The organism is Roseovarius confluentis (assembly GCF_002917925.1).
Classification (GTDB): Bacteria; Pseudomonadota; Alphaproteobacteria; order Rhodobacterales; family Rhodobacteraceae; genus Roseovarius; species Roseovarius confluentis.
The window spans coordinates 493,618-513,271 of record NZ_PPFE01000001.1; the positions used below are offsets into that span (position 1 = coordinate 493,618).

The following is a 19,654-nucleotide window of genomic DNA, read 5'->3' on the forward strand; positions in this document are numbered from 1 at the left end:
CAAAGGTAGATTGCCGTTTCCAAATCGGACGAAAGGCAACCATGGTCGGATTGTGTCGAGACTTGGGTGAAACAAACGCGTGGCTGTTTGTTGACCTAGCGTCAATCGCCTTCAGAAACGACGAATATCCACGATCCGGAAACGGTGACGCCACAATTTGAGCGAATCGACGCAAAATTTAATTCAAATGAGGCGGTCGAATCGTTCAAGACGCCGCACGAGCCGCGACAGGACGGATCGCACATTCGGAATTCGGCGGCACGTGGCCGGAACATGTTCACACCCCGGCGCGTTTTTGGCCTGAAGGTTTACGTTTTGAGTGCATGGTGCATGGGGCGGTTAAACCTGAAAACGGGAGTTTTACATGACTTTGAGCAACACGTTTCTGAAAACCACCTCGGTCCTCGGCCTTTTCATTGCCCTTTCGCAGCCCGCCTACGCGGTGACTTGCGCCGAATTCAGCGAGATGGACGACGCTGGTCAAATGGAGGCATTCGAGACCATGGGCGGCCGCGAGAACATTCGTGACGAAGCGGTCGGTGCAGACGAAGGAGCCGACACGGACGCGTCGAGCGCCACGGACGAACTCGGCGACCCTGACGATGACATCGGCGGCCGCGCTGCCGCGCGCGCTGCTGCGACCGGGTCGGACGAGGAACTGATGGTCGTGCTGAAGGAAGAGTGCGAGAACAACCCCGAGATGGACATGGCTGACATGTTCCGCGACGAAGACGAGTCGAAGTAAGCGACCCGAGTCAAACTGGCGGCCCTTGAGACTGGGCCGCCACGCTCCCGGTCTCATTGCAGGCCGGGACAGATGGCCCCACATCAATCCAGGAAATCATTGGCACCCCAAGGCCGGATCTGATCCGGTACGCACGTCAAGGCGGGGAATTTGGAAGCATTCGAGGCAACCGAATTCAATGCCGGACCTTTTGTGGCAGAGCCGCATTGATGTAATTTAAATAGTCTTCGGCGGCCAATAGACCGTACTCCCAGTTGACATGAGCGCCATCAGGGGCCTTCGCCTGACCGAAGATACTTTCTATCTGGCGATTGAAAATTGGTAATGTCAGTCCGGTGATTTTCGAAATTGTTTTGTCCGGCTGAGGAAGAACATGAATTCCGGCATCTGACGCAAAAGCTGCGTACCGTTGTTCCGCGAAAGAAAGAATTTCGAACAGTCGCTCATTCTCTTTCCGCAGATCTCTGCAAAATCTAAACTTCGGTGCGCTGCCCAGGAATGGCTCGACATCATCGGTAAGGCGAGGCGCAGGAATCATATCGACCGGAATTCCCGTGACGGAAGATCCCCAGTTCGGAATTCTTGACTGCAATATGTGGTCCAGGCACTGCGTAAAGCCATCTTTCGTCAATATTGGCGTACTTGGCTTGGCATGGACGGCTTCAACGCCGAATTGAGCCAATAACGTTATGATCTCAAGAAAGCCGTTCGTGTGCCCGGCGATCAATATCCGATCAAAGGCCTCTATCGATATGCGCGCCGCTCCATTTCTCTTGATCAATTTCCGTTCTATTTCAGGTTTCCGCGTGGCATTCTGAAGGCCAAAGCTGTGCTTGTCACAAGTCAACTTGTAAAACTCTCGTCCCGCACATGTGAACCAAGTCAGTTCAATCTGTTCTGGGAGATTTCTTACCCTGTCAAACCCCTGCTTCAGAGACGCCGCGTGAGAATTTCCAATTACAAGTATCTTCATTGGCTTCCAAAACCGTCCAGAAGCATCTCCTCACAAACCAGATCGTCCTCTGAATCCATGTCGTGATCCTCTGCAAGCCCGGGGCTTGAGACACCGCCCTCGATCGTCAATTCACTGTTATATCCATGCGCCTTCAGAAAAGAATTCATGACCAATTCAACGGCCGAGGGTTTCACGGTTCTCAGGTTGGAAGCGAACGCACCACCTTGGTTCTTTTGTGATGTCGTCATTTCGTAAGAGGGGAAGTAGTCCACGTTCTCGAACGAGTCATAAAGCTCCGCACAGACTGCGCGCAAAATCGACTTTGAGCGTACAGTCGCGATTTCGACATGCTGGCCCGACATGGTTGCCGTCAACGGAACGGGCGAGACCGTGACTAGGAACCTCACCTCTGGATTTCTGGACATCATCCTTTCACGGAATTCGAGGAAATCAGAAAGAACGTCCGAATAACCCAGGTTTTTGAAAGTGTATGTTTCATCATCGTGGGTACCGGCGATCACTCCTGGCGCGACGGGATAAACTTCGCCAGACGCTCGATGTGCCCAAGTCTCTGTTAATCCGAATGTGAAAACAAAAATATCTGCTTTTGAGAATGCTTGCCGGACACAATCCAGATGATGTTTCCGATTTTCTCTGACGGTTTCTGCCAGCTCGAAACCCGCTATGTCGATATTCGGCCTTTGACTATCGAAATACGTAGCATCTTTCTCCCAGATGGGATCAGTCAGCTCCAGATCGCCATGCGCCTCTTTATCAAGCTGTAACAACTGTCGAGAGGTGTAAATGTTGCCATACCGGGCAGAATACAGGTCAAAACCCAAAGCTCTGCGGGTTTCCACAGGAATAGCTTTCAATCCTCGCTGTGGAAAAGGCTCTTCGTCTACGACATTGAACCCTTCTTCTTTGAGCGATCTTCCGATGTGCTGCGCGAAGCAGGACCCGGCCGTTACAAACCGGTCACTCTTTCGGATTGGAAATTTGGGCGTGTACAGCTCATGAATGGCATTCTCATGCCTTTGAACGACACCTTGTCGCCAAAACGCTTGGGGAGGCAACTTGGAATAAGGTGAGTTTGCCATACCAGCTTTCAGTCCACGGGTTTTCGGAAACGTTAATACAACAAGAGACTAGTCGATTCTTTTCAATGATACCAAGGCAGAGTTCTTATGTGGGACCTGCGCGATTTGTTCGGACCAAGGGATAATCCGCCTCGCCAATGAAGCCATCGGCGGTTCCGCGTCTGACCTGCCCACCGAGGTACCTAGCACCCAAGGCCGGACCCGAACCGGCATGCCCTTTAAGGCGGGGGTTTTGACCCCTGCAAACACCTGCGTGTTTCGGCGAACGTGAAAGGCGGGATGCGCCACGTAGGTCTAACGGTGCGTCATAGAGCAAAGCTATTCATCAATCGTCGATTAGTGCCTATACAAAGACGGCCCGAGGGGGTATTGCCCGGCACTTGCCGGCGGTCCAAGCGCCGCCCGGCTGACACGTCTTTCCCAGGAAAAGCACCAGGCCCTTGAAACACACCCTTGCGAATGCGCTGGCCCGTAAAGGCTATGACGTCCTGACCCCTGTCCAGCAGGCTGTCACCCAACCTGAACTGGAGGGCCGTGACCTGTTGGTCTCGGCGCAGACAGGATCCGGCAAGACGATCGGTTTCGGGCTGGCGATCGCCTCCACGCTGCTGGACGACGCGGATACCTTCGAGCAGGCTGACGCGCCCCTGGCGTTAATCGTGGCACCGACCCGCGAGCTTGCGATGCAGGTCAAACGCGAGCTTGGCTGGCTTTACGCCGATGCGGGCGCGGTGCTGGCCTCTTGCGTCGGCGGCATGGACATGCGGGATGAACGGCGGGCGCTGGCGCGCGGCGCCCATATCGTCGTCGCCACGCCCGGGCGGTTGCGGGATCATATCATGCGCGGGTCCATCGACCTGTCGGCGGTACGGGCAGCGGTGCTGGACGAGGCGGACGAGATGCTGGACCTCGGGTTTCGCGAGGACCTGGAGTTCATCCTGGAGCAGACGCCGGAGGCGCGTCAGACGCTGTTGTTCTCGGCCACGGTTCCCACCGCCATTGCCAGGCTGGCGCAAAGCTATCAGCGGGATGCCGAGCGGATCTCGACCGTTGGCGAGGAGGCGCAGCACTCGGATATCGCCTATCGCGCGATGTCGGTTGCAGCGCATGACAACGAGAACGCGGTCATCAACGTGTTGCGCTACTATGAGGCGCCGAATGCCATCGTCTTTTGCAACACGCGGGCCATGGTCGCGCGGCTGACGACGCGGCTGTCGAACCGGGGATTTTCGGTCGTGGCCTTGTCGGGGGAGTTGACGCAGAGCGAACGCTCCAACGCGCTGCAATCCATGCGCGACGGGCGGGCGCGGGTTTGCGTGGCGACCGATGTGGCCGCACGGGGCATCGACCTGCCCAAGCTGGACCTGGTGGTGCATGCCGAACTGCCCAGCAGCCACGAGACACTTTTGCACAGATCGGGCCGCACCGGCCGCGCGGGACGCAAGGGGGTCAGCGCGCTGATCGTCGTGCCCTCGGCCCGCAAGAAGGCGGAGCGCATCCTGAAGTTCGCCAAGCTGACAGCGGAATGGACCGCCGCGCCGTCGGCGGCGGAGGTGGATGCGCAGGATCAGGTGCGCATGCTGGATGCCGATGACTGGCAGGCGGAGATCACCGAAGGCGAGCGCGCGTCGGTGGACCAACTGCTGGAACGCTTCACGCCCGAGCAGATCGCCGCCGCCTACCTGCGTCAGTACAAGCTGCGCCATTCCGCGCCCGAGGATTTGAGCCCCGTCAAACCGGGCAAGCCCGACAAGCCGAAACCGCGCGCCGCGTTCGGCCCCAGCGTCTGGTTCTCGCTGTCCGAAGGGCGCAACCAGGCGGCCTCGCCCCGACACCTGCTGCCGATGGTTTGCAAGGCGGGCGGGCTGAGCAAGGACGATATCGGCGCGATCCGCGTGGCCGATGACCTGTCCTATATCGAGATCCGCGAGGCCAGCGTGCCCGGTTTCCTCGACACTATCGGTCCAGGGATGACGATCGAGGGCAGCAAGAAGCTTCGCCGCCTTGACGCGGCACCGGACCTGCCGCCCTTCCGGCCCGGCAAACCAGAGCGCGGCCCCAAGGCAAAACCGGGGTCGTCCAAGGGGGACACGACGCCCGTCGATTGGAATGACACGCCCGCGCCGCGCCGCCGCAAGCCCAAGCCCGAGGACCGCAGGGACGCGACACCCCCGGCGCGACAGCGCGAGACGAAGGCGCCCGATCCGGCGGTGCATGCCCCCTTGGGCAAACCCCGGCACGGGGCGCGGGGCGACGATGACATGCCGAAAGACGCAGGCAAGGCCGGTAAGGCCGGTAAGGCCAAAGCCGGTGGAAAACCTGCCTCCAAGCGGGCTGGCAAGGGGCCGCCACCGCCGAAGGGCAAGCCCAACAGCAAGAAGAACCGGGCGCGCGCGGCGCAGAAGAGAGCGTCGTCCGAGAAGCCGGGGACGCCGCGGCGGTAGGATCCCTATCGGCGCTGGAACAGGATCACGAGAAGCGCCAGGAGCGACGAACCCAGCATCAATAGAAGGGAAACCGCGTTCAGAAGCGGCGTCGAACCTTCTTTCAGGCGGTCGAACATGGCGATGGTCAGGGGCGCGTCGGAGCCGACCAGCATGAGCGTGGTGTTGAAGTTCTCGAAACTCATCAGGAACGCCACCACCAGCGCGCCGATCATCGCCGGCATCAGGAACGGGATGGTGATCGTGCGCACGGCCGTCAGGCGCGTGGCGCCGAGGTTCAGCGCGGCCTCTTCCAGCGTGCGGTCGAATTTCTGCAGCCGGGCGGTGATGACCAGCGTCGCGATGGTGGTGATAAAGGAGAACTGCCCAAGGATCACCAGCAGCAATCCGGGGCGCAGCGCCTGGATATCCACTTCCGCCGCGTTCCAGATCCCGTTCGCCAGCGTCGAGGAGAAGACGAGGATAGATATACCGAGCACGATCCCGGGAATGACCAGCGGCAGCAGCATCAGGACATAAAGCGCGCCCTTGCCGCGGAATTCGTAGCGGTTGAACAGGAAGGCGTTCGTGGTCCCGACACTCACCGACAGGACCGCGACGCAGGTGGCGACGAAGGCCGAGGTACCCACCGCGCGCAGGATGCCGCGTTCGTGGAAGACGCCGATCTGGGGACGGTCCTCTCCGAAGAACCAGTTCCAGGTGAAGCCTTCCCACGGCAGCGACGGAAACTGGCTGTCGTTGAAGGCGAAGACGGCGACGACGGTCAGGGGCAGCGCGAGATAGAGGAAGAACAGCAGGACATAACCGCCGTAGAGGACGCGAAAGCTGCGGGAACGTGGAATGGTCGGGATCATGGGCTACCCCATCGTTTCCTGCAGGGTGCGGCCCGTCAGGCGCAGCATGCCCCAGACGATCACCGATGACAGCACCAGCAGCATGAAGCCGAAGGCCGCGCCAAGCTCCCAGTTGGAGCGGACGATGAACTGGTTATAGATCATCTCGGTGAACCACAGGCTGTCCTTGCCGCCCAGCATGGTCGGCGTGAGGTAGTTGCCCAAGCTGAGCATGAACACCACGATGCAACCCGAGACGATCCCCGGCATGGCGTGCGGGATGATGATCTCGCGCAGGACCGACAGGCCGCTGCCGCCGAGGTCGTAGCCTGCCTCGACCACGCTGTCGTCGAGGCTTTCCAGCGTCGTGACCAGCGGGACCACCATGAACAGCATCGAGGTATAGACGAGGCCCACCATCATGGCCGCGTCGTTGTAGAGCATCTCGACCGGTTGATCGGCCAGCCCCGTCCATTGCAGCAGGTTGGACACGAGACCGGTTTCCCGCAGCAGGATCATCCAGCCGAAGGTGCGCACCAGTTCCGAGACGTAGAACGGGATCAGGCAAAGCATGAACAGCACTTGCTGCAACCGACCCCGTGCCATCTTGGCGATGTAGTAGGCCACCGGAAAGGCGATCAGCAGGGTGATGGCCGTGGCCAGCACCGACATCACCGCCGTGCGCCAGAAGGTGCGCAGGTAAAGCGGTTCGGTCAGGGCCTTGTCGTATTGCGTCAGGCTGGGCTCGTAGACGCCGAAACTGATGCGTTCGCGCAGCGAGATCATCAGCATGTCGATATGCGGGATGACGATCAGCAGCCCCAGCCACAACAAAAGCGGCGTCAGCAGCAGGATGAACCCGATCCGGGCCTCGGCACGCATCAGGCGGCCCCGGCAAAGCAGGTCGCCTGTGCCGCGCCCCAGCCGATATGCACCATGTCACCACGTTTCAGGCTGGCGAATTCCCCGGTCTGGGGCAGCGTGACTTCGAGCGTTTCGCCGGCGTCATCTTCGACCAGCACACGCGAGGCGGCGCCGTTGAACAAAATGCTTGTCACGGTTCCCTGCAAACGGTTGTCGAATTGCGACAACGCCTCGGCACTGGCGGCGAGGTGGACTGACTCGGGCCGGACAAAGATTTCCGCGGCGTCGCCCTTGGCCAGCGCCTGGGCCGCGGTCGCGCGCATGGCAAGGCCGGAATCCGTCCGCATCTCCAGCATTGAGCCTTCGACGCGGTCGATGCGCCCTATCCAGCGGTTGGCCTCACCGATGAAGCCGGCAACGAAGGGCGTGTCGGGCCTGTAATAGAGGTCCTGGCCCGTGCCGACCTGCTCGAACCGCCCGGCGTTCATGACGGCGATCTGGTCAGACATGACCAGCGCCTCGGACTGGTCGTGGGTGATGTAGACGAAGGTGGTGTCGAAGGCCGCCTGAAGCGCCTTCAGCTCGATCTTCATGTGCTCGCGCAGCTTGAGGTCAAGCGCCCCCAGGGGCTCGTCCAAGAGCAGCACATCGGGTTCCAGCACCATGCAGCGGGCGATGGCCACGCGTTGCTTTTGCCCGCCTGACAGCTCGTCGACCTTGCGCGCGCCGATGCCGGGCAGGCCAATGCGGTCCAGCGCCTCGTCCACCTTACGGGCGATCTGGGCCTTGGCCATGCCCTGCCGCCGCAGACCGTAGCCGATATTGTCGGCGATGGTCATCATCGGGAACAGCGCGAGGTGCTGGAACACCATGTTCACCGGGCGCTTGTTGGGTGGCGTGTCCAGAACCGTGCCACCCTTGATGCGGATGTCACCCGACGTGGGTTCCAGAAACCCCGCGATCATGCGCATGATCGTCGTCTTGCCACAGCCCGACGGGCCGAGGATGGAAAAGAAACTGCCCGGCGGCACGGAAAACGACACGTTGTCGACGGCGGTCGTGTCGCCGAAACGCTTTACCAGGTCGACGCATTCAAGATCAGGGGTCATGCAGGGGGCCGTTCACAGGGCGGCACCCTGCGAAAGGGTGCCGCGTTTTCATGGGCGATCAGTTGGCAGCCTGAACGCGGTCCAGGACTTCGCCTTCGATGGCCTCCAGACCGGCGGGAACCGGCGGGTACCACTTGATGTTGTCGACCGCTTCCGGCGGGAAGCTGTCCTGGTACTTGGCCTTGAGCGCGTCCTCGGCATACTCATCAGCCCCGGCAGACGCGGTGAAATTGCCCGCCGCCGCGGTGATCTTGGCCGAAACCTCGGGCTGCATCACGAAGTTGATCCACTCGTAGGCCACATCGTCGGCCTGTCCCTTGGCGGGCAGAACGAACGTGTCGATCCAGCCAAGCGCACCCGAGGCCGGGGCGACGAAGGTGATGTCGGAATTGTCCTCGTTCAGCTTCCAGCCGCCGGTATCCCACGCCATCGACGCCGTGACCTCGCCCGAGCGCAGCAGGTTCATCAGCTCGTCGCCGCCGCTCCAATAGGCTTTCACGTTGGACTTGCACTCGGTCAGCTTGGCTTCGACCTTTTCCATGATCTCTTTGTACTTGGCCTCGTCGCCATAGGCGGCGAACGGGTCCTCGCCCATGGCGAAGGCAAAGCCGATCAGGGTGGGGCGCTTCAGGCGGTAAGAGACCTTGCCTTCCAGCGCGGGGTCGCAGAGGTCGGTGTAGTCCTTGACCACGTCGCCCGCCTCGGCGGTGTTCATCACCAGGCCGGAGGTGCCCCAGACATGCGGCACGCCGTAGACTTCGCCGTTCACGGTGGTGTTGCCCTTGGTCGCTTCCAGCATGGAGGGGATGAAGAGCGACTCGTCGATCTTCGACAGGTCCATGGGTTTGTAGATGCCGAATTCCATCTGCGGGCCCATGATGCGGTCCTGCGAGGGCTGGGCGAGGTCGAAGCCGCCGCCGCCCGTGGCGCGCAGCTTGGCGATCATTTCCTCGTTGTTGGACTTGGTGACCTCGACGGTGTGGCCGGTCTGTTCCTCGAACATCTCGACGACCTCGTCGGGCGCGTAGCCGCCCCAGGTCAGCAGGCGCAGCGTGTCGGCGGTGGCGGCCTGCGACAGGCCGAACACGGCCAGGCAGGTTGTCGTGAGCAGTGTCTTTTTCATGGGTGTCCCCCTCTGGTGGATGATTATTTACGTGCAGGATGATCAGCATTGACCATTTGGTCAAACTCTTTGACGAGTCCGTGCCTTTTGCCTGAGTTTCTTGACAGTTTCTTGTCAGGCCCCCTGCCCGGTCACTTTTTTCCTTTTGCGTCAGAGACAAGCCTCGAAAAGCTTTCGCGTATTCTCGGCCGTCATCTCGATCGGGTTGCCGCCTGTCGACGGATCCCTCAGCGCCGCATCCACAAGCGTGTCGAGGTCGGGGTCGGCAACGCCCAGTTCGGTCAGCGTCTTGGGGATGCCAAGGCTGTCGTTCAGCTGGTCCACGAAGGCGCAGAACCCGTCAAAGCCGCCCTCGATGCCAAGATAGGCCGCCGCCGGACCGAAACGCTCGCGGATCGCGGGTTCGTTGAATTGCAGGACGGCGGGCATGCAGACGGCGTTGGTCGTGCCGTGATGGGTATGGTGATGCGCCCCGATGGGGTGGCTGAGCGCATGGATCGCGCCAAGGCCCTTTTGAAAGGCCGTGGCGCCCATGGCGGCGGCACTCATCATGTTGGCGCGTGCCTCGATATCGGTGCCGTCGGCATAGGCGCGCGGCAGGTAGTCCTTGACCAGCCGCATCCCTTCGAGCGCGATTCCCTGGCTCATCGGGTGGTAGTGCGGGCTGGAATAGGCCTCGACGCAATGGGCGAAGGCATCGAGGCCGGTGCCCGCCGTGATGTGCTTGGGCATGCCCACCGTCAGTTCGGGGTCACAGATGACGATTGCCGGCAGCATCTTGGGGTGGAAGATGATCTTTTTCTCATGCGTGGCCGAATTGGTGATGACCGAGGCGCGCCCCACTTCCGAGCCGGTCCCGGCGGTTGTGGGCACGGCGACGATGGGGTGGATGCCGTCGGGGTCGGCGCGGGTCCACCAGTCGCCGATATCCTCGAAATCCCAGACCGGGCGCGTCTGTCCGGCCATGAAGGCCAGCGTCTTGGCGAGATCAAGGCCGGAGCCGCCGCCAAAGGCGATGACGCCGTCGAAGCCGCCATCACGGTAGAATTTCAGCCCTTCCTCGACATTCGCGTCCGAGGGGTTGGGATCGACCTCGGCGAAGATCGTCCGGCCCAGCCCGGCGGCCTCCATCAGGTCGAGCGTCTTGGTGGTGATATCCATGGATTTCAGCCCCCGGTCGGTGACCAGAAGCGGTTTGCTCATGCCCGCGGCGCGGCACGCCTCGCCGATCTCGGCAATGCGTCCGGCGCCGAAGCGCATGTTCGTGGGATAGGACCAGTTTCCGGTAAGAGCCATGTCAGATCTTTCTCAAGTGATAGGATTTGGGCCGCGTCAGGGCCTGGTAGGCGAGTTTCGACAGCCCCGCGCCGTGGCCGGTATCCTTGCAGCCGGTCCAGCACAAGGCGGGGTCGAGGTAGTCGCAGCGGTTCATGAAGACGGTGCCGGTCTCGATCCGGTCGCCGATGCGTTCCGCCGCCGCGCTATCGCGTGTCCAGACCGAGGCGGTCAGGCCAAAGCGGCTGTCGTTCATCAGGCGGATCGCGGTGTCATCATCGGCCACGGGCATGATGCCGACCACGGGGCCGAAGGATTCGTCGCGCATCACCCGCATGTCGTGAGTGACATTGGTCAGGACCTGCGGGGTGACATAGGTGTTGGCGCCGTCATCCGCCTGCATCCGGTCGATATGGGCGGTGGCCCCGTCCTCCAGCGCCTCGGCAATCTGTGCGCGGACTTCCTTGGCAAAGCGGACATTGGCCATCGGGCCAAGCGTCGTCTCGGCCTCAAGCGGGTTGCCCAGTTTCTGCGCCTTGACCCAGGCGACGGCCTTTTCGACAAAGGCATCGAACAGGGGTTCGGCGACGTAAATCCGCTCGATCCCGCAGCAGCATTGGCCCGCGTTGAACATCGCACCATCCATCAGCCCGTCGACGGCCGCGTCGAGATCGGCGTCGGCGCGCACATATCCGGGGTCCTTGCCACCAAGTTCGGTCGAGACCGGCGTGAACGTCCCCGCGGCGGCCCGTTCCATCGCCTGCCCGCCCCCGACCGAGCCGGTGAAATTCACGAAATCCACGTGGCGGCCCGCGATCAGGGCGTCGGTCGTGTCATGGTCGATGACCACGTTCTGGAACACGTCCTTTGGCACACCCGCCGCGTGCAGCGCCTCGGCCAGGTGCTCGCCCACCTGCAAGGTCTGGCTGGCATGTTTGAGGATGACGGAGTTACCCGCGATCAGCGCGGGCGCGACCGTGTTGATCGCCGTCATGTAGGGATAGTTCCACGGCGCCACGACCAGGACGACACCCCATGGCACGCGCTTGATGACGCGGCGGGCGGTGTCGCTGTCCTCGATCACGTCCTCGGCCAGCCCCTCGGCGGCGATCTCGGCCATGTAACTCAGGCGTTCGCTGAAGCCGCCATATTCGCCGCCATAGCGTACCGGACGCCCCATTTGATGCGCCAGTTCAAGCGCCATGCGATCGGTGTCGGCCCCGATGATCTCATCAGCTTTGCGCAGGGCGGCGACACGCTCGGCCAATGGTTTTGCGGCCCAGCCCGCCTGCGCCGCGCGGGCCTTGTCGGTGGCCGCCACCGCCGCGTCGCGCGGCAGCACATCGCGCGTGATATAAACCGATCCATCAATCGGCGAAATCAGGTCAACCGTCTTGCTCATGCTCATGCCCTTTCAAATCCGCGCGCGATTTCCCAGTCGGTCACGACGGCATCAAACGTTTCCTGCTCGACCTCGGCGGCGCGGGTGTAGTGATCGACCACGGCGTCGCCCATCACCCGGCGCAGCATGTCGGAGCTGCGCAGGGTTTCCGTCGCGGCCCGCAGGGTGTGGGGCAGCATCGGCACATCGTCCATCTTGTAGACGTCACCGGTGACGGGGGGCGACAGCTCCAGCCCCTCTTCGATCCCGCACAGCCCGGCGGCCAGTTGCGCAGCGCAGGCCAGGTACGGGTTGATGTCCGAACCCGGCGTCCGGCATTCGATGCGCACGCCTTTCGTGCCGTCGCCCACCAGCCGGTAACAGGCGGTGCGGTTGTCGATGCTCCACGCGATCTTGGTGGGGGCGAAGGTGCCCGGCATCAAGCGTTTGTAGCTGTTGATGTAGGGCGCGAGGAAATAGGTGATGTCGGTGGAATATTTCAGCAGGCCCGCAACATAGCTTTTCAGCGTGTCGGACATGGTCAGCTCCGCATCCGTATCGTAAAACGCCGGCGTGTCGCCTTTGAACAGCGACTGGTGGATATGCGCGGCGGAACCCACCTTGTCGGCGTGCCACTTGGGCAGGAAACTGGCGGCGTGGCCGTGCTGGTTCGCGATCTCCTTCACGGCCTGCTTGGCGATCGTGTGGTGATCGGCACAGAGCATGGCCTCGGCATAGCGGATGTTCAGTTCCTCTTGCCCGGTCTCGGCCTCGCCCTTGGTGTTCTCGACCGGCACGCCCGCCTCGAACAGCAGGTTGCGGATCGGGCGCATGACATGCTCTTCCTTCGTGGTCTGGAAGATATTGTAGTCCTCGTTGTAGCCGCTGATCGGAGTCAGGCTGCGGAAGCCCTCCTTGCGGATCTCGTCAAAGGATTTCTCGAACAGGAAGAACTCCAGTTCGGTCGCCATCATCGGGGTAAAGCCCATCGCCTCGGCCCGCGCGATCTGGGCCTTGAGGATCTGGCGCGGGGTATGCGGGACAGGCTCGTGCGTGTGGTGGTCGATAATATCGCACAGCACCAGCGCGGTGCCCTCAAGCCACGGCAGCCGGCGCAGCGTCCCGAGGTCCGGCTTCATCACGTAATCGCCATAGCCCTTCTCCCACGAGGTCGCCTGGTAGCCCTCGGGCGTGGCCATCTCGAGGTCCGTGGCCAGCAGGTAATTGCAGCAATGGGTTTCCTCGTACGCGGAGTCGAGGAAGTTCGAGACATGGAACCGTTTGCCCATGAGCCGCCCCTGCATGTCCACAAGGCAGACGAGGACCGTGTCGATCTCGCCTTTCGAGGCAAGCTTCTTTAGCGCGTCGAAGCTCAGATTGGCGGTCATGTGTGTTCTCCTTGAAATGAACGGAGCGCCTTGGGAAAAGGCGCTCCGGGTCTTTGGGCTGGCTTACTCGAAGTTGTAGGGCGCGCCGGCCTGGTTGATGACCGAGTTGTACTCGCGGAAGATGCCGACGATCTTCTCGTGAACCTCGCCTTCCTGGGCGACTTCGTCCCAGAATTCCTTGGCGGCGTTCTCGACCTCGGCCCATTCGGACGCGGCCACAGAGCGCAGTTCCAACTTGTCTCCATTGGCGCGCAGCGCAGCCTCGCCGCCCCAGTACCACTGGTTGCGATAGGTGTGCCCGGCCTCGACACCGGCCATGACGACCGATTTCAGGTGATCGGGCAATTCGGCCCAGCGTTCCTGGTTGGCGAACCAAGAGCCGATCCACGCGCCCGAGATGTTGTTGGTCAGGAAGTAGTCGGTCACGTCGGCCCAGCCAACGGTGTAGTCCTCGGTGATGCCCGACCAGGCCATGCCGTCGAGCTCGCCCGTTTGCACGGCAACCTCGGCATCCTCGTAGGGGATGTTCACCGGCACGACGCCGAACTTGGCCAGGAACCGGCCCGCCGTGGGGAAGGTATAGAGCTTCAGCCCGTCAAGGTCGTCGACCGAGGTGATTTCCTTCTTGGTGTTGAAATTGCACGGGTCCTGCCCTGCCGCCGACAGCCATTGCACGCCGACCTTGCCGTATTCCTCGCGCCAGATATCGGCGAGACCGTACTGGTTGAAGAGCACCGGCACGTCGAGGATGTGCTTGGTCGCAAACGGGAAATACCCGCCGAACATGCGCAGCGGCGTGGGCGAGGCCATCGAGTCGTCGTCCGAATGAACACCGTCGATCGTGCCGCGCTGAAGCGCCTGGAAAAGCTCGCCGGTGGGCACGATCTGGTCGGCATAGAACAGCTCGATCTCCAGCTCGCCATTGGCGTTCGCGTTGATGTAATCGATGGCCGGTTTGGTCACCTGTTCTCCAAGCGCGCTGCCGGCATAGGTCTGGAAGCGCCACTTGATCGCGGATTGCGCCTTGACGATCGCAGGGGTTGCAAGCGTCGCCGGTACGGCCGCACCGGCCGCTCTCAGGAAATTACGTCTTGTCGTCATTGTTATACCCTCTCTGTTAGGTTCAGTTGCTCGAACGCCTTGTGACCAAGGTCTTTTGTTTAATTTCCATAGACATACCCCGGCAGCCAAAGCGCGATTTCGGGGAAGATCATAATCGTCGACAGCGCCACCACCATCACCAGCACGAAGGGCAGGATGGAGGTGTAGATGTCCTTCAGCGTGATCTGGGGCGGCGCCATCGCGCGCATCAGGAACAGGTTATAGCCGAAGGGCGGCGTCATGTAGGCGATTTGCGTGGTGATCGTGTAGAGCACGCCGTACCAGATCAGGTCGAAGCCGAGCGCGCCCACCAGCGGCACGTAGAGCGGAGCCACGATCACCAGCATCGCGGTGTCGTCGAGGAACGTGCCCATCACGATGAACGACAGCTGCATCAGGATCAGGATCATCCAGGGGCTGAGGCCCAGCTGTTCGGTGAAGAGGCTCTCGATCGCCTTGACCGCGCCCAGCCCGTCGAAGACCGAGCCGAAGGCCAGCGCGGCCAGGATGATCCACATGAACATGCAGGAGATGCCAAGCGTCTTGCGCACCGAGGTCTCGAACACCTGCCGCGTCATGCGGCCCTTGACCACGGCGGCCAGGAAGGCGGCAATGGCGCCGATGGCCGAGGATTCCACGAGGGAGGTCCAGCCGTTCACGAAGGGCACCATCATGGTGAAGAAGATGAAAAGCGGCAGCAGGCCCGCGCCCAGCAGGCGGATTTTCTCGCCCATCGGGATGTTGCGCTCTTCCTTGGGCAGGATCGGGCCAAGCGTCGGGTTCAGGCGGCAGCGGATCACGATGTATAGGACAAACATCCCCGCCATCATCAGCCCCGGCAACACGCCGGCAAGCCAGAGCTGACCGACCGGCTGGCGAGCGATCATGGCATACAGCACCAGCACGACCGAGGGTGGCACGAGGATGCCCAGCGATGAGCCTGCCTGTATCACCCCGGTGACCATCCGCTTGTCGTACCCTCGCTTCAACAGCTCGGGCAGCGCGATGGTGGCGCCAATGGCCATGCCCGCCACCGAAAGCCCGTTCATGGCCGAGATCAGCACCATCAGCCCGATCGTGCCCACGGCCAACCCGCCCGACAGCCCGCCCATCCAGACGTGGAACATGCGGTATAGATCATCCGCGATGCGGCTTTCCGACAGGACGTAGCCCATGAAGATGAACATCGGCAGCGTCAGCAGCGGATACCATTTCATCAGCTTGATCGCGGCGGCAAAGCCGAGGTCATAGCCGCCCCGGTCGCCCCACAGGAAGAACGCCGCGACGACGGCCACGAACCCGATAGCGCCGAAGACCCGCTGGCCGGTCAGCAGCATCAGCATCATGGAGGCGAACATCAGCGCGGCGATGGCTTCATACGGCATCAGGTGCGGGTCCCCTCGGGCCGGGCGTCAGAACTGTCTTGGTCCTTGGGACCCATGTCGTGCCCCTTCAGACGCAGGATATCCTTGAAGAATTCGCTGATGGCCTGAAGCAGCATCAGGAAGATGCCCACGACCATGATCAGCTTGATCGGCCAGAGGTAAGGCCGCCAGACACTGTTGCTGCGCTCGCCGCCATACTGGAAGGAATACATCAGGCTGTCCCAGCCACCCCAGAGCAGAAACCCCAAGTAGACGATCAGGAAGAGCACGGTGAAGGCATCGACCTGCGCCTTGCGCCGGTCGCTCCACTCGCCATAGAGCAGGTCCATGCGCACGTTCGAGCCCATCTGGATCGAGTACGGTCCGCCGAGGATGTAATAGGCGACCATCGCGAACTGTGCCATTTCCAGCGTCCAGAGCGATGGGTTGATATCGAGCCCGATATCGCTGCCCAGCTTGGTAAAGGACGACCACAGCAGGATCGCCATCATCACGAAGATCCCGTACATCACGATCCGCCCGATCCAGCGGTTCAAGCGGTCGATGACCGCGACGTATTTCAGCATTGCCGCGGTCATGCCGGCGCGCCCTGCAGATCCAGCGCAGCGATCAGCATACCCGCCAGTTCTGTTGCGATCCGGGCCACGTCCGCCTCTGCGGTCAGCAAGTCGTTGCGCACTTCGATCATCACGTTTTTCAGCCCGCGTGCGATTGCGTGTCGTTCAAGCGTATGGGTCACCCCGTCACGCGCCGAATAGGGCTCGTTCAGATGGGTCACCAGCGTGGTGTCCGCGACCTGAAGCATTGTCGTCGCAAGTCCAGCATCCGCGTCGTGCAAGAGGCCCAACTGCGTCAGGCGCGGCTTGCCGTCCCAGATAGGTGCGAAACTGTGGATCGTGACCAGGGCCGGCGGCGCGTCAAAGCCATCGAGCACCTCGGACAACGTTGCATGGAAGGGGTCATAGACCTCCGCCGTGCGCGCGTCCTTTTCATCCTGGGTCAGGTCGCGATTTCCCGGCACCGGGACATCACCGCTCTGGACGGGCATCGCGTCGGGCGCCTGGGGCGGACGGTTCAGATCATAGACCAGCCGCGACACCCGGGCGAGGACCAGCGGCGCATCGAGCCGTGCCGACAACTCGCGGGCCAGCGCCTCGGCACCGATATCCCACACCGCATGGGAAAACCGGTCCTCCTCGGCCAGGCCAAGCGTGCCGAGCGTGGCAGGGATCACCGCGCTGGCATGTTCACAGACAAGGCAGACGGGCGCCTGCCCACCGCGGTTGACAACCTGCGACGGGTGCCCGTCTTCGGGCGAAAGAATCCGGTATGTGTTCGATCCATTCACACGGCCCATTAGTGGGAGGGACCCGAAAACTGTCAAGAATTTTTCGTAGACGAAACTACGGCCATACATTATCTTGTAGCAATTGCTTCAAAAGGCGTCGCAGGTGACACGGACCGGCATCGTAAAGGACAAGCTGAAGGACAAGGCCGGCGCGTTGACCCCGGCCGAGCGCCTTTTGTCGGACGTCCTTTTGCGGGATTACCCCATGTCCGGGCTGCAATCGATCACCAAGCTGGCCGAGGCCGCGGGCGTGTCGACACCGACGGTGATCCGTCTGGCGCGAAAGCTGGGTTTTGACGGGTTCCCGGAAATGCAGGCCGCCCTGCGCGAAGAAGCGTCGGCCCAGATCAAGAAGCCGATCCTCAAGAGCGAGGGGTGGCCGCAGGGCCGCAAGGATTCCCCCGCCTTCCGCAATTTCGCGGAAGCCGTGTTCGAAAATCTCAACCAGACGATCGAGCGGCTCGACCCCGCCACGTTCGACGCGCTGGCCAAGGTTCTGGCCGATACACGGCGCAACATCTTTCTGCTGGGCGGGCGCATCACGCGCTCGAACGCGGATTATTTCTTCAACCACCTTCAGATCGTCCGCCCCGGCGTGACGCTGTTGTCGCAATCCCCCAACGTCTGGCCGCAATACCTGATCGACATGGGGCCGCGCTCCGTCCTCGTGATTTTCGACATTCGCCGCTACGAGGCAGATTTGGCCCGGCTCGCAAGCCTGGCCAAGGAACGCGGCGTGGTCATCGTGCTTTTCACCGATCAATGGGGCTCGCCGATCTCGCAAACGGCCGATCACGTCATCAACGCGCTGGTCGAGGTGCCCTCGAGCTGGGACTCGACCCTTGGGATCAACCTGATCGTCGAGGCGCTTATCGCCGCCATCCAGACCCAACGCCTTGAAAAGGCGCGCGACCGGATCGAGGAACTCGAGGGCATGTTCCGCTCGACACGGATATTCAGAAAGTGACGCTGCCCAGGTCTACGACCCGGTAATTGGTTCGAAGATGTTGGTCCTGGGGGCGTGATCCTCCAAAGAAGTTGCGTCGAACAACGTTGGTTTTTCCATATCACCGGCGGCGCCAGACGAACGAAAACAACATTTTGCCCATGAGATGCACAGCTCGCACAGGCCAGCTGAAGCTGGGTCAAGACAGGCGGAAACCTACCGCGACATTGATGTTCCGAACACGTTTCAATACCGTTCACTAAAAGACAGGCAAGAGGATATGCGCATGGCAGACCAATTTCAGCCGACTCGGGAAACCGCGACACTGGCCCGCCCTGCGTCCGGGACGGTCCATCTGAACCAGTCTGCCGTGGACTGGCAGGATACGGGTATCCCGGGCTTCGAGACGAAACCTCTATACGAGGCGGCATCGGGCGAGATGACCATGCTGATGAAGATCGCGCCCGGGGCGTTTTCCGAGGCCCACGCACATGAAACGGTCGAGGAAATCTACGTGCTGGAGGGGTCTTTCTTCGACGACGAGAACAGCTATGAGCCGGGCGACCTCATCATCCGCGCACCGGGTGCCATGCACACCGCAGGCAGCAAGTCCGGCGCGCTGGTGCTGTTGAAGTTCTCGCCCGGTTGAAGGACCTTCGTTCGCTTTCAGACGCGCATCCAAGGAAAACAGGTCAGCGCGGCGCCCGTTTCGTACTGCGCCATGTTATCCACTCTCAGGACAATAAGGAAAAGGTGTTCTTCGATGTCTGACGTAGCTGGCAAGCCCTGCATCCTGTGTTGCGCGATCACCGGGTCGGTGCCGCGCAAGGCGGACAATCCGGCGGTGCCGATCAGCGTGACCGAGCAGGTCGAAAGCAGCCACGCCGCCGTCGAGGCGGGGGCGAGCATCATCCACGCGCATGTGCGCAACGAGGACGAGACGCCCTCCTCGGACCCCGACCGGTTCGCGGCGCTGAAGGAGGGGCTCGAAAAGCACTGTCCCGGCGTGGTGATCCAGTTCTCGACCGGCGGACGCTCGGGCGCGGGCAAGGCGCGTGGCGGGATGCTTTCGCTGCGGCCCGACATGGCGTCGCTGTCGGTGGGGTCGAACAACTTCCCCACGCGGGTCTACGAAAACCCGCCGGACCTCGTGGCGTGGCTCGCGGGGGAGATGACCCGCTTTGAGATCACGCCCGAGATCGAGGCGTTCGACCTGTCGCATATCCTGCAGGCCATCGCCATGCATGACGCGGGCATTGTGCCGGGCCAGCTTTACGTTCAGTTCGTCATGGGCGTGAAGAACGCCATGCCCGCGGATCGCGAGGTGTTCGACTTCTACGTCAAAACGATGCGGGAGCGTGCGCCCGATGCGGCGTGGTGCGCCGCGGGGATCGGCGCCAACCAGGTGGTGGTCAACGAGTGGGCCATTGCCGCGGGCGGACATACCCGCGCGGGACTGGAAGACAACGTGCGTCTGGATCGCGACACGCTGGCCCCGTCCAACGCGGCGTTGATCGCGCGGGCCGCCGAGATTTGCGCGAAATACGATCGCCCGGTGGCGAGCATCGCCCAGACCCGCGACATGCTGGGGCTGCGCCCGGCATAAACTCAGATGCGAGTCGCTCCTGGAAGGCGTCGATCCGAGCTGGCGCAGGGC

At 61.8% G+C, this 19,654-nt stretch carries 18 protein-coding genes; 5 read left to right on the top strand and 13 right to left on the bottom strand.

The window, feature by feature from the left end; all coding sequences use genetic code 11:
- Positions 1-364: 364 nt before the first annotated feature.
- Positions 365-745 carry a hypothetical protein gene (locus C2I35_RS02370; protein ID WP_103761403.1) on the top strand — a complete coding sequence of 127 codons (381 nt, stop codon included), beginning with the start codon at positions 365-367 and terminating at the stop codon, positions 743-745.
- A 175-nt stretch (positions 746-920) separates the two neighbouring features.
- Here the strand turns inward: C2I35_RS02370 and C2I35_RS02375 are convergent, their stop codons facing one another.
- Together C2I35_RS02375 and C2I35_RS02380 are read right to left on the bottom strand one after the other, a co-directional pair.
- Entirely contained in the window at positions 921-1,718 is a 798-nt protein-coding gene (locus C2I35_RS02375; RefSeq protein WP_103761404.1) for a hypothetical protein, read from the bottom strand.
- A complete protein-coding gene (locus C2I35_RS02380; protein ID WP_103761405.1) occupies positions 1,715-2,800 on the bottom strand; it encodes a GSCFA domain-containing protein in 1,086 nt (361 codons plus the stop codon). Before C2I35_RS02380 ends, C2I35_RS02375 begins: the two co-directional genes overlap by 4 nt.
- A 440-nt stretch (positions 2,801-3,240) precedes the next feature.
- Between C2I35_RS02380 and C2I35_RS02385 the strand changes: the two genes are divergently transcribed.
- Entirely contained in the window at positions 3,241-5,244 is a 2,004-nt protein-coding gene (locus tag C2I35_RS02385; RefSeq protein ID WP_103761406.1) for a DEAD/DEAH box helicase, read from the top strand.
- A 5-nt stretch (positions 5,245-5,249) separates the two neighbouring features.
- Here the strand turns inward: C2I35_RS02385 and C2I35_RS02390 are convergent, their stop codons facing one another.
- From C2I35_RS02390 to C2I35_RS02440, 11 genes are all read right to left on the bottom strand, one after another.
- Entirely contained in the window at positions 5,250-6,098 is an 849-nt protein-coding gene (locus tag C2I35_RS02390; protein WP_103761407.1) for an ABC transporter permease, read from the bottom strand.
- Positions 6,099-6,101: 3 nt separating this feature from the next.
- The gene (locus C2I35_RS02395; protein WP_103761408.1) at positions 6,102-6,959 is read right to left on the bottom strand and encodes an ABC transporter permease; all 858 of its coding nucleotides are present in this window, start codon (positions 6,957-6,959) and stop codon (positions 6,102-6,104) included.
- The gene (locus C2I35_RS02400) at positions 6,959-8,050 is read right to left on the bottom strand and encodes an ABC transporter ATP-binding protein (protein WP_103761409.1); all 1,092 of its coding nucleotides are present in this window, start codon (positions 8,048-8,050) and stop codon (positions 6,959-6,961) included. The genes C2I35_RS02395 and C2I35_RS02400 overlap by 1 nt, the downstream gene beginning before the upstream one ends.
- A gap of 58 nt (positions 8,051-8,108) precedes the next feature.
- Positions 8,109-9,173, bottom strand: a complete 1,065-nt coding sequence (locus C2I35_RS02405) for an extracellular solute-binding protein (RefSeq protein ID WP_103761410.1) — start codon at positions 9,171-9,173, stop codon at positions 8,109-8,111.
- A gap of 150 nt (positions 9,174-9,323) precedes the next feature.
- Positions 9,324-10,469, bottom strand: a complete 1,146-nt coding sequence (locus C2I35_RS02410) for an iron-containing alcohol dehydrogenase (RefSeq protein WP_103761411.1) — start codon at positions 10,467-10,469, stop codon at positions 9,324-9,326.
- A 1-nt stretch (position 10,470) separates the two neighbouring features.
- On the bottom strand, positions 10,471-11,850 hold the full coding sequence (locus tag C2I35_RS02415) for an aldehyde dehydrogenase family protein (RefSeq protein WP_103761412.1): 1,380 nt from the start codon (positions 11,848-11,850) through the stop codon (positions 10,471-10,473).
- A 2-nt stretch (positions 11,851-11,852) separates the two neighbouring features.
- Positions 11,853-13,217 (bottom strand): glutamine synthetase family protein, encoded by a 1,365-nt coding sequence (locus tag C2I35_RS02420; protein ID WP_103761413.1) that lies wholly within the window; start codon positions 13,215-13,217, stop codon positions 11,853-11,855.
- A gap of 63 nt (positions 13,218-13,280) precedes the next feature.
- Positions 13,281-14,318 (bottom strand): TRAP transporter substrate-binding protein, encoded by a 1,038-nt coding sequence (locus C2I35_RS02425; protein WP_103761414.1) that lies wholly within the window; start codon positions 14,316-14,318, stop codon positions 13,281-13,283.
- Positions 14,319-14,377: 59 nt separating this feature from the next.
- Entirely contained in the window at positions 14,378-15,703 is a 1,326-nt protein-coding gene (locus C2I35_RS02430; protein ID WP_103761415.1) for a TRAP transporter large permease, read from the bottom strand.
- Positions 15,703-16,281, bottom strand: coding sequence for a TRAP transporter small permease subunit (locus tag C2I35_RS02435; protein ID WP_103761416.1), 579 nt, complete (start codon positions 16,279-16,281; stop codon positions 15,703-15,705). The genes C2I35_RS02430 and C2I35_RS02435 overlap by 1 nt, the downstream gene beginning before the upstream one ends.
- Positions 16,278-17,060 carry an N-formylglutamate amidohydrolase gene (locus tag C2I35_RS02440; RefSeq protein ID WP_103761417.1) on the bottom strand — a complete coding sequence of 261 codons (783 nt, stop codon included), beginning with the start codon at positions 17,058-17,060 and terminating at the stop codon, positions 16,278-16,280. Before C2I35_RS02440 ends, C2I35_RS02435 begins: the two co-directional genes overlap by 4 nt.
- Before the next feature lie 94 nt (positions 17,061-17,154).
- Between C2I35_RS02440 and C2I35_RS02445 the strand changes: the two genes are divergently transcribed.
- The 3 genes from C2I35_RS02445 to C2I35_RS02455 all read left to right on the top strand — a co-directional run bounded on the left by C2I35_RS02445 (position 17,155) and on the right by C2I35_RS02455 (position 19,603).
- Positions 17,155-18,018, top strand: coding sequence for a MurR/RpiR family transcriptional regulator (locus C2I35_RS02445; protein WP_103761872.1), 864 nt, complete (start codon positions 17,155-17,157; stop codon positions 18,016-18,018).
- 265 nt (positions 18,019-18,283) lie between these two features.
- On the top strand, positions 18,284-18,646 hold the full coding sequence (locus C2I35_RS02450; RefSeq protein WP_170067100.1) for a cupin domain-containing protein: 363 nt from the start codon (positions 18,284-18,286) through the stop codon (positions 18,644-18,646).
- A gap of 114 nt (positions 18,647-18,760) precedes the next feature.
- Positions 18,761-19,603, top strand: coding sequence for a 3-oxoadipate:acetyl-CoA acetyltransferase (locus C2I35_RS02455; protein WP_103761419.1), 843 nt, complete (start codon positions 18,761-18,763; stop codon positions 19,601-19,603).
- Positions 19,604-19,654 lie beyond the last annotated feature (51 nt).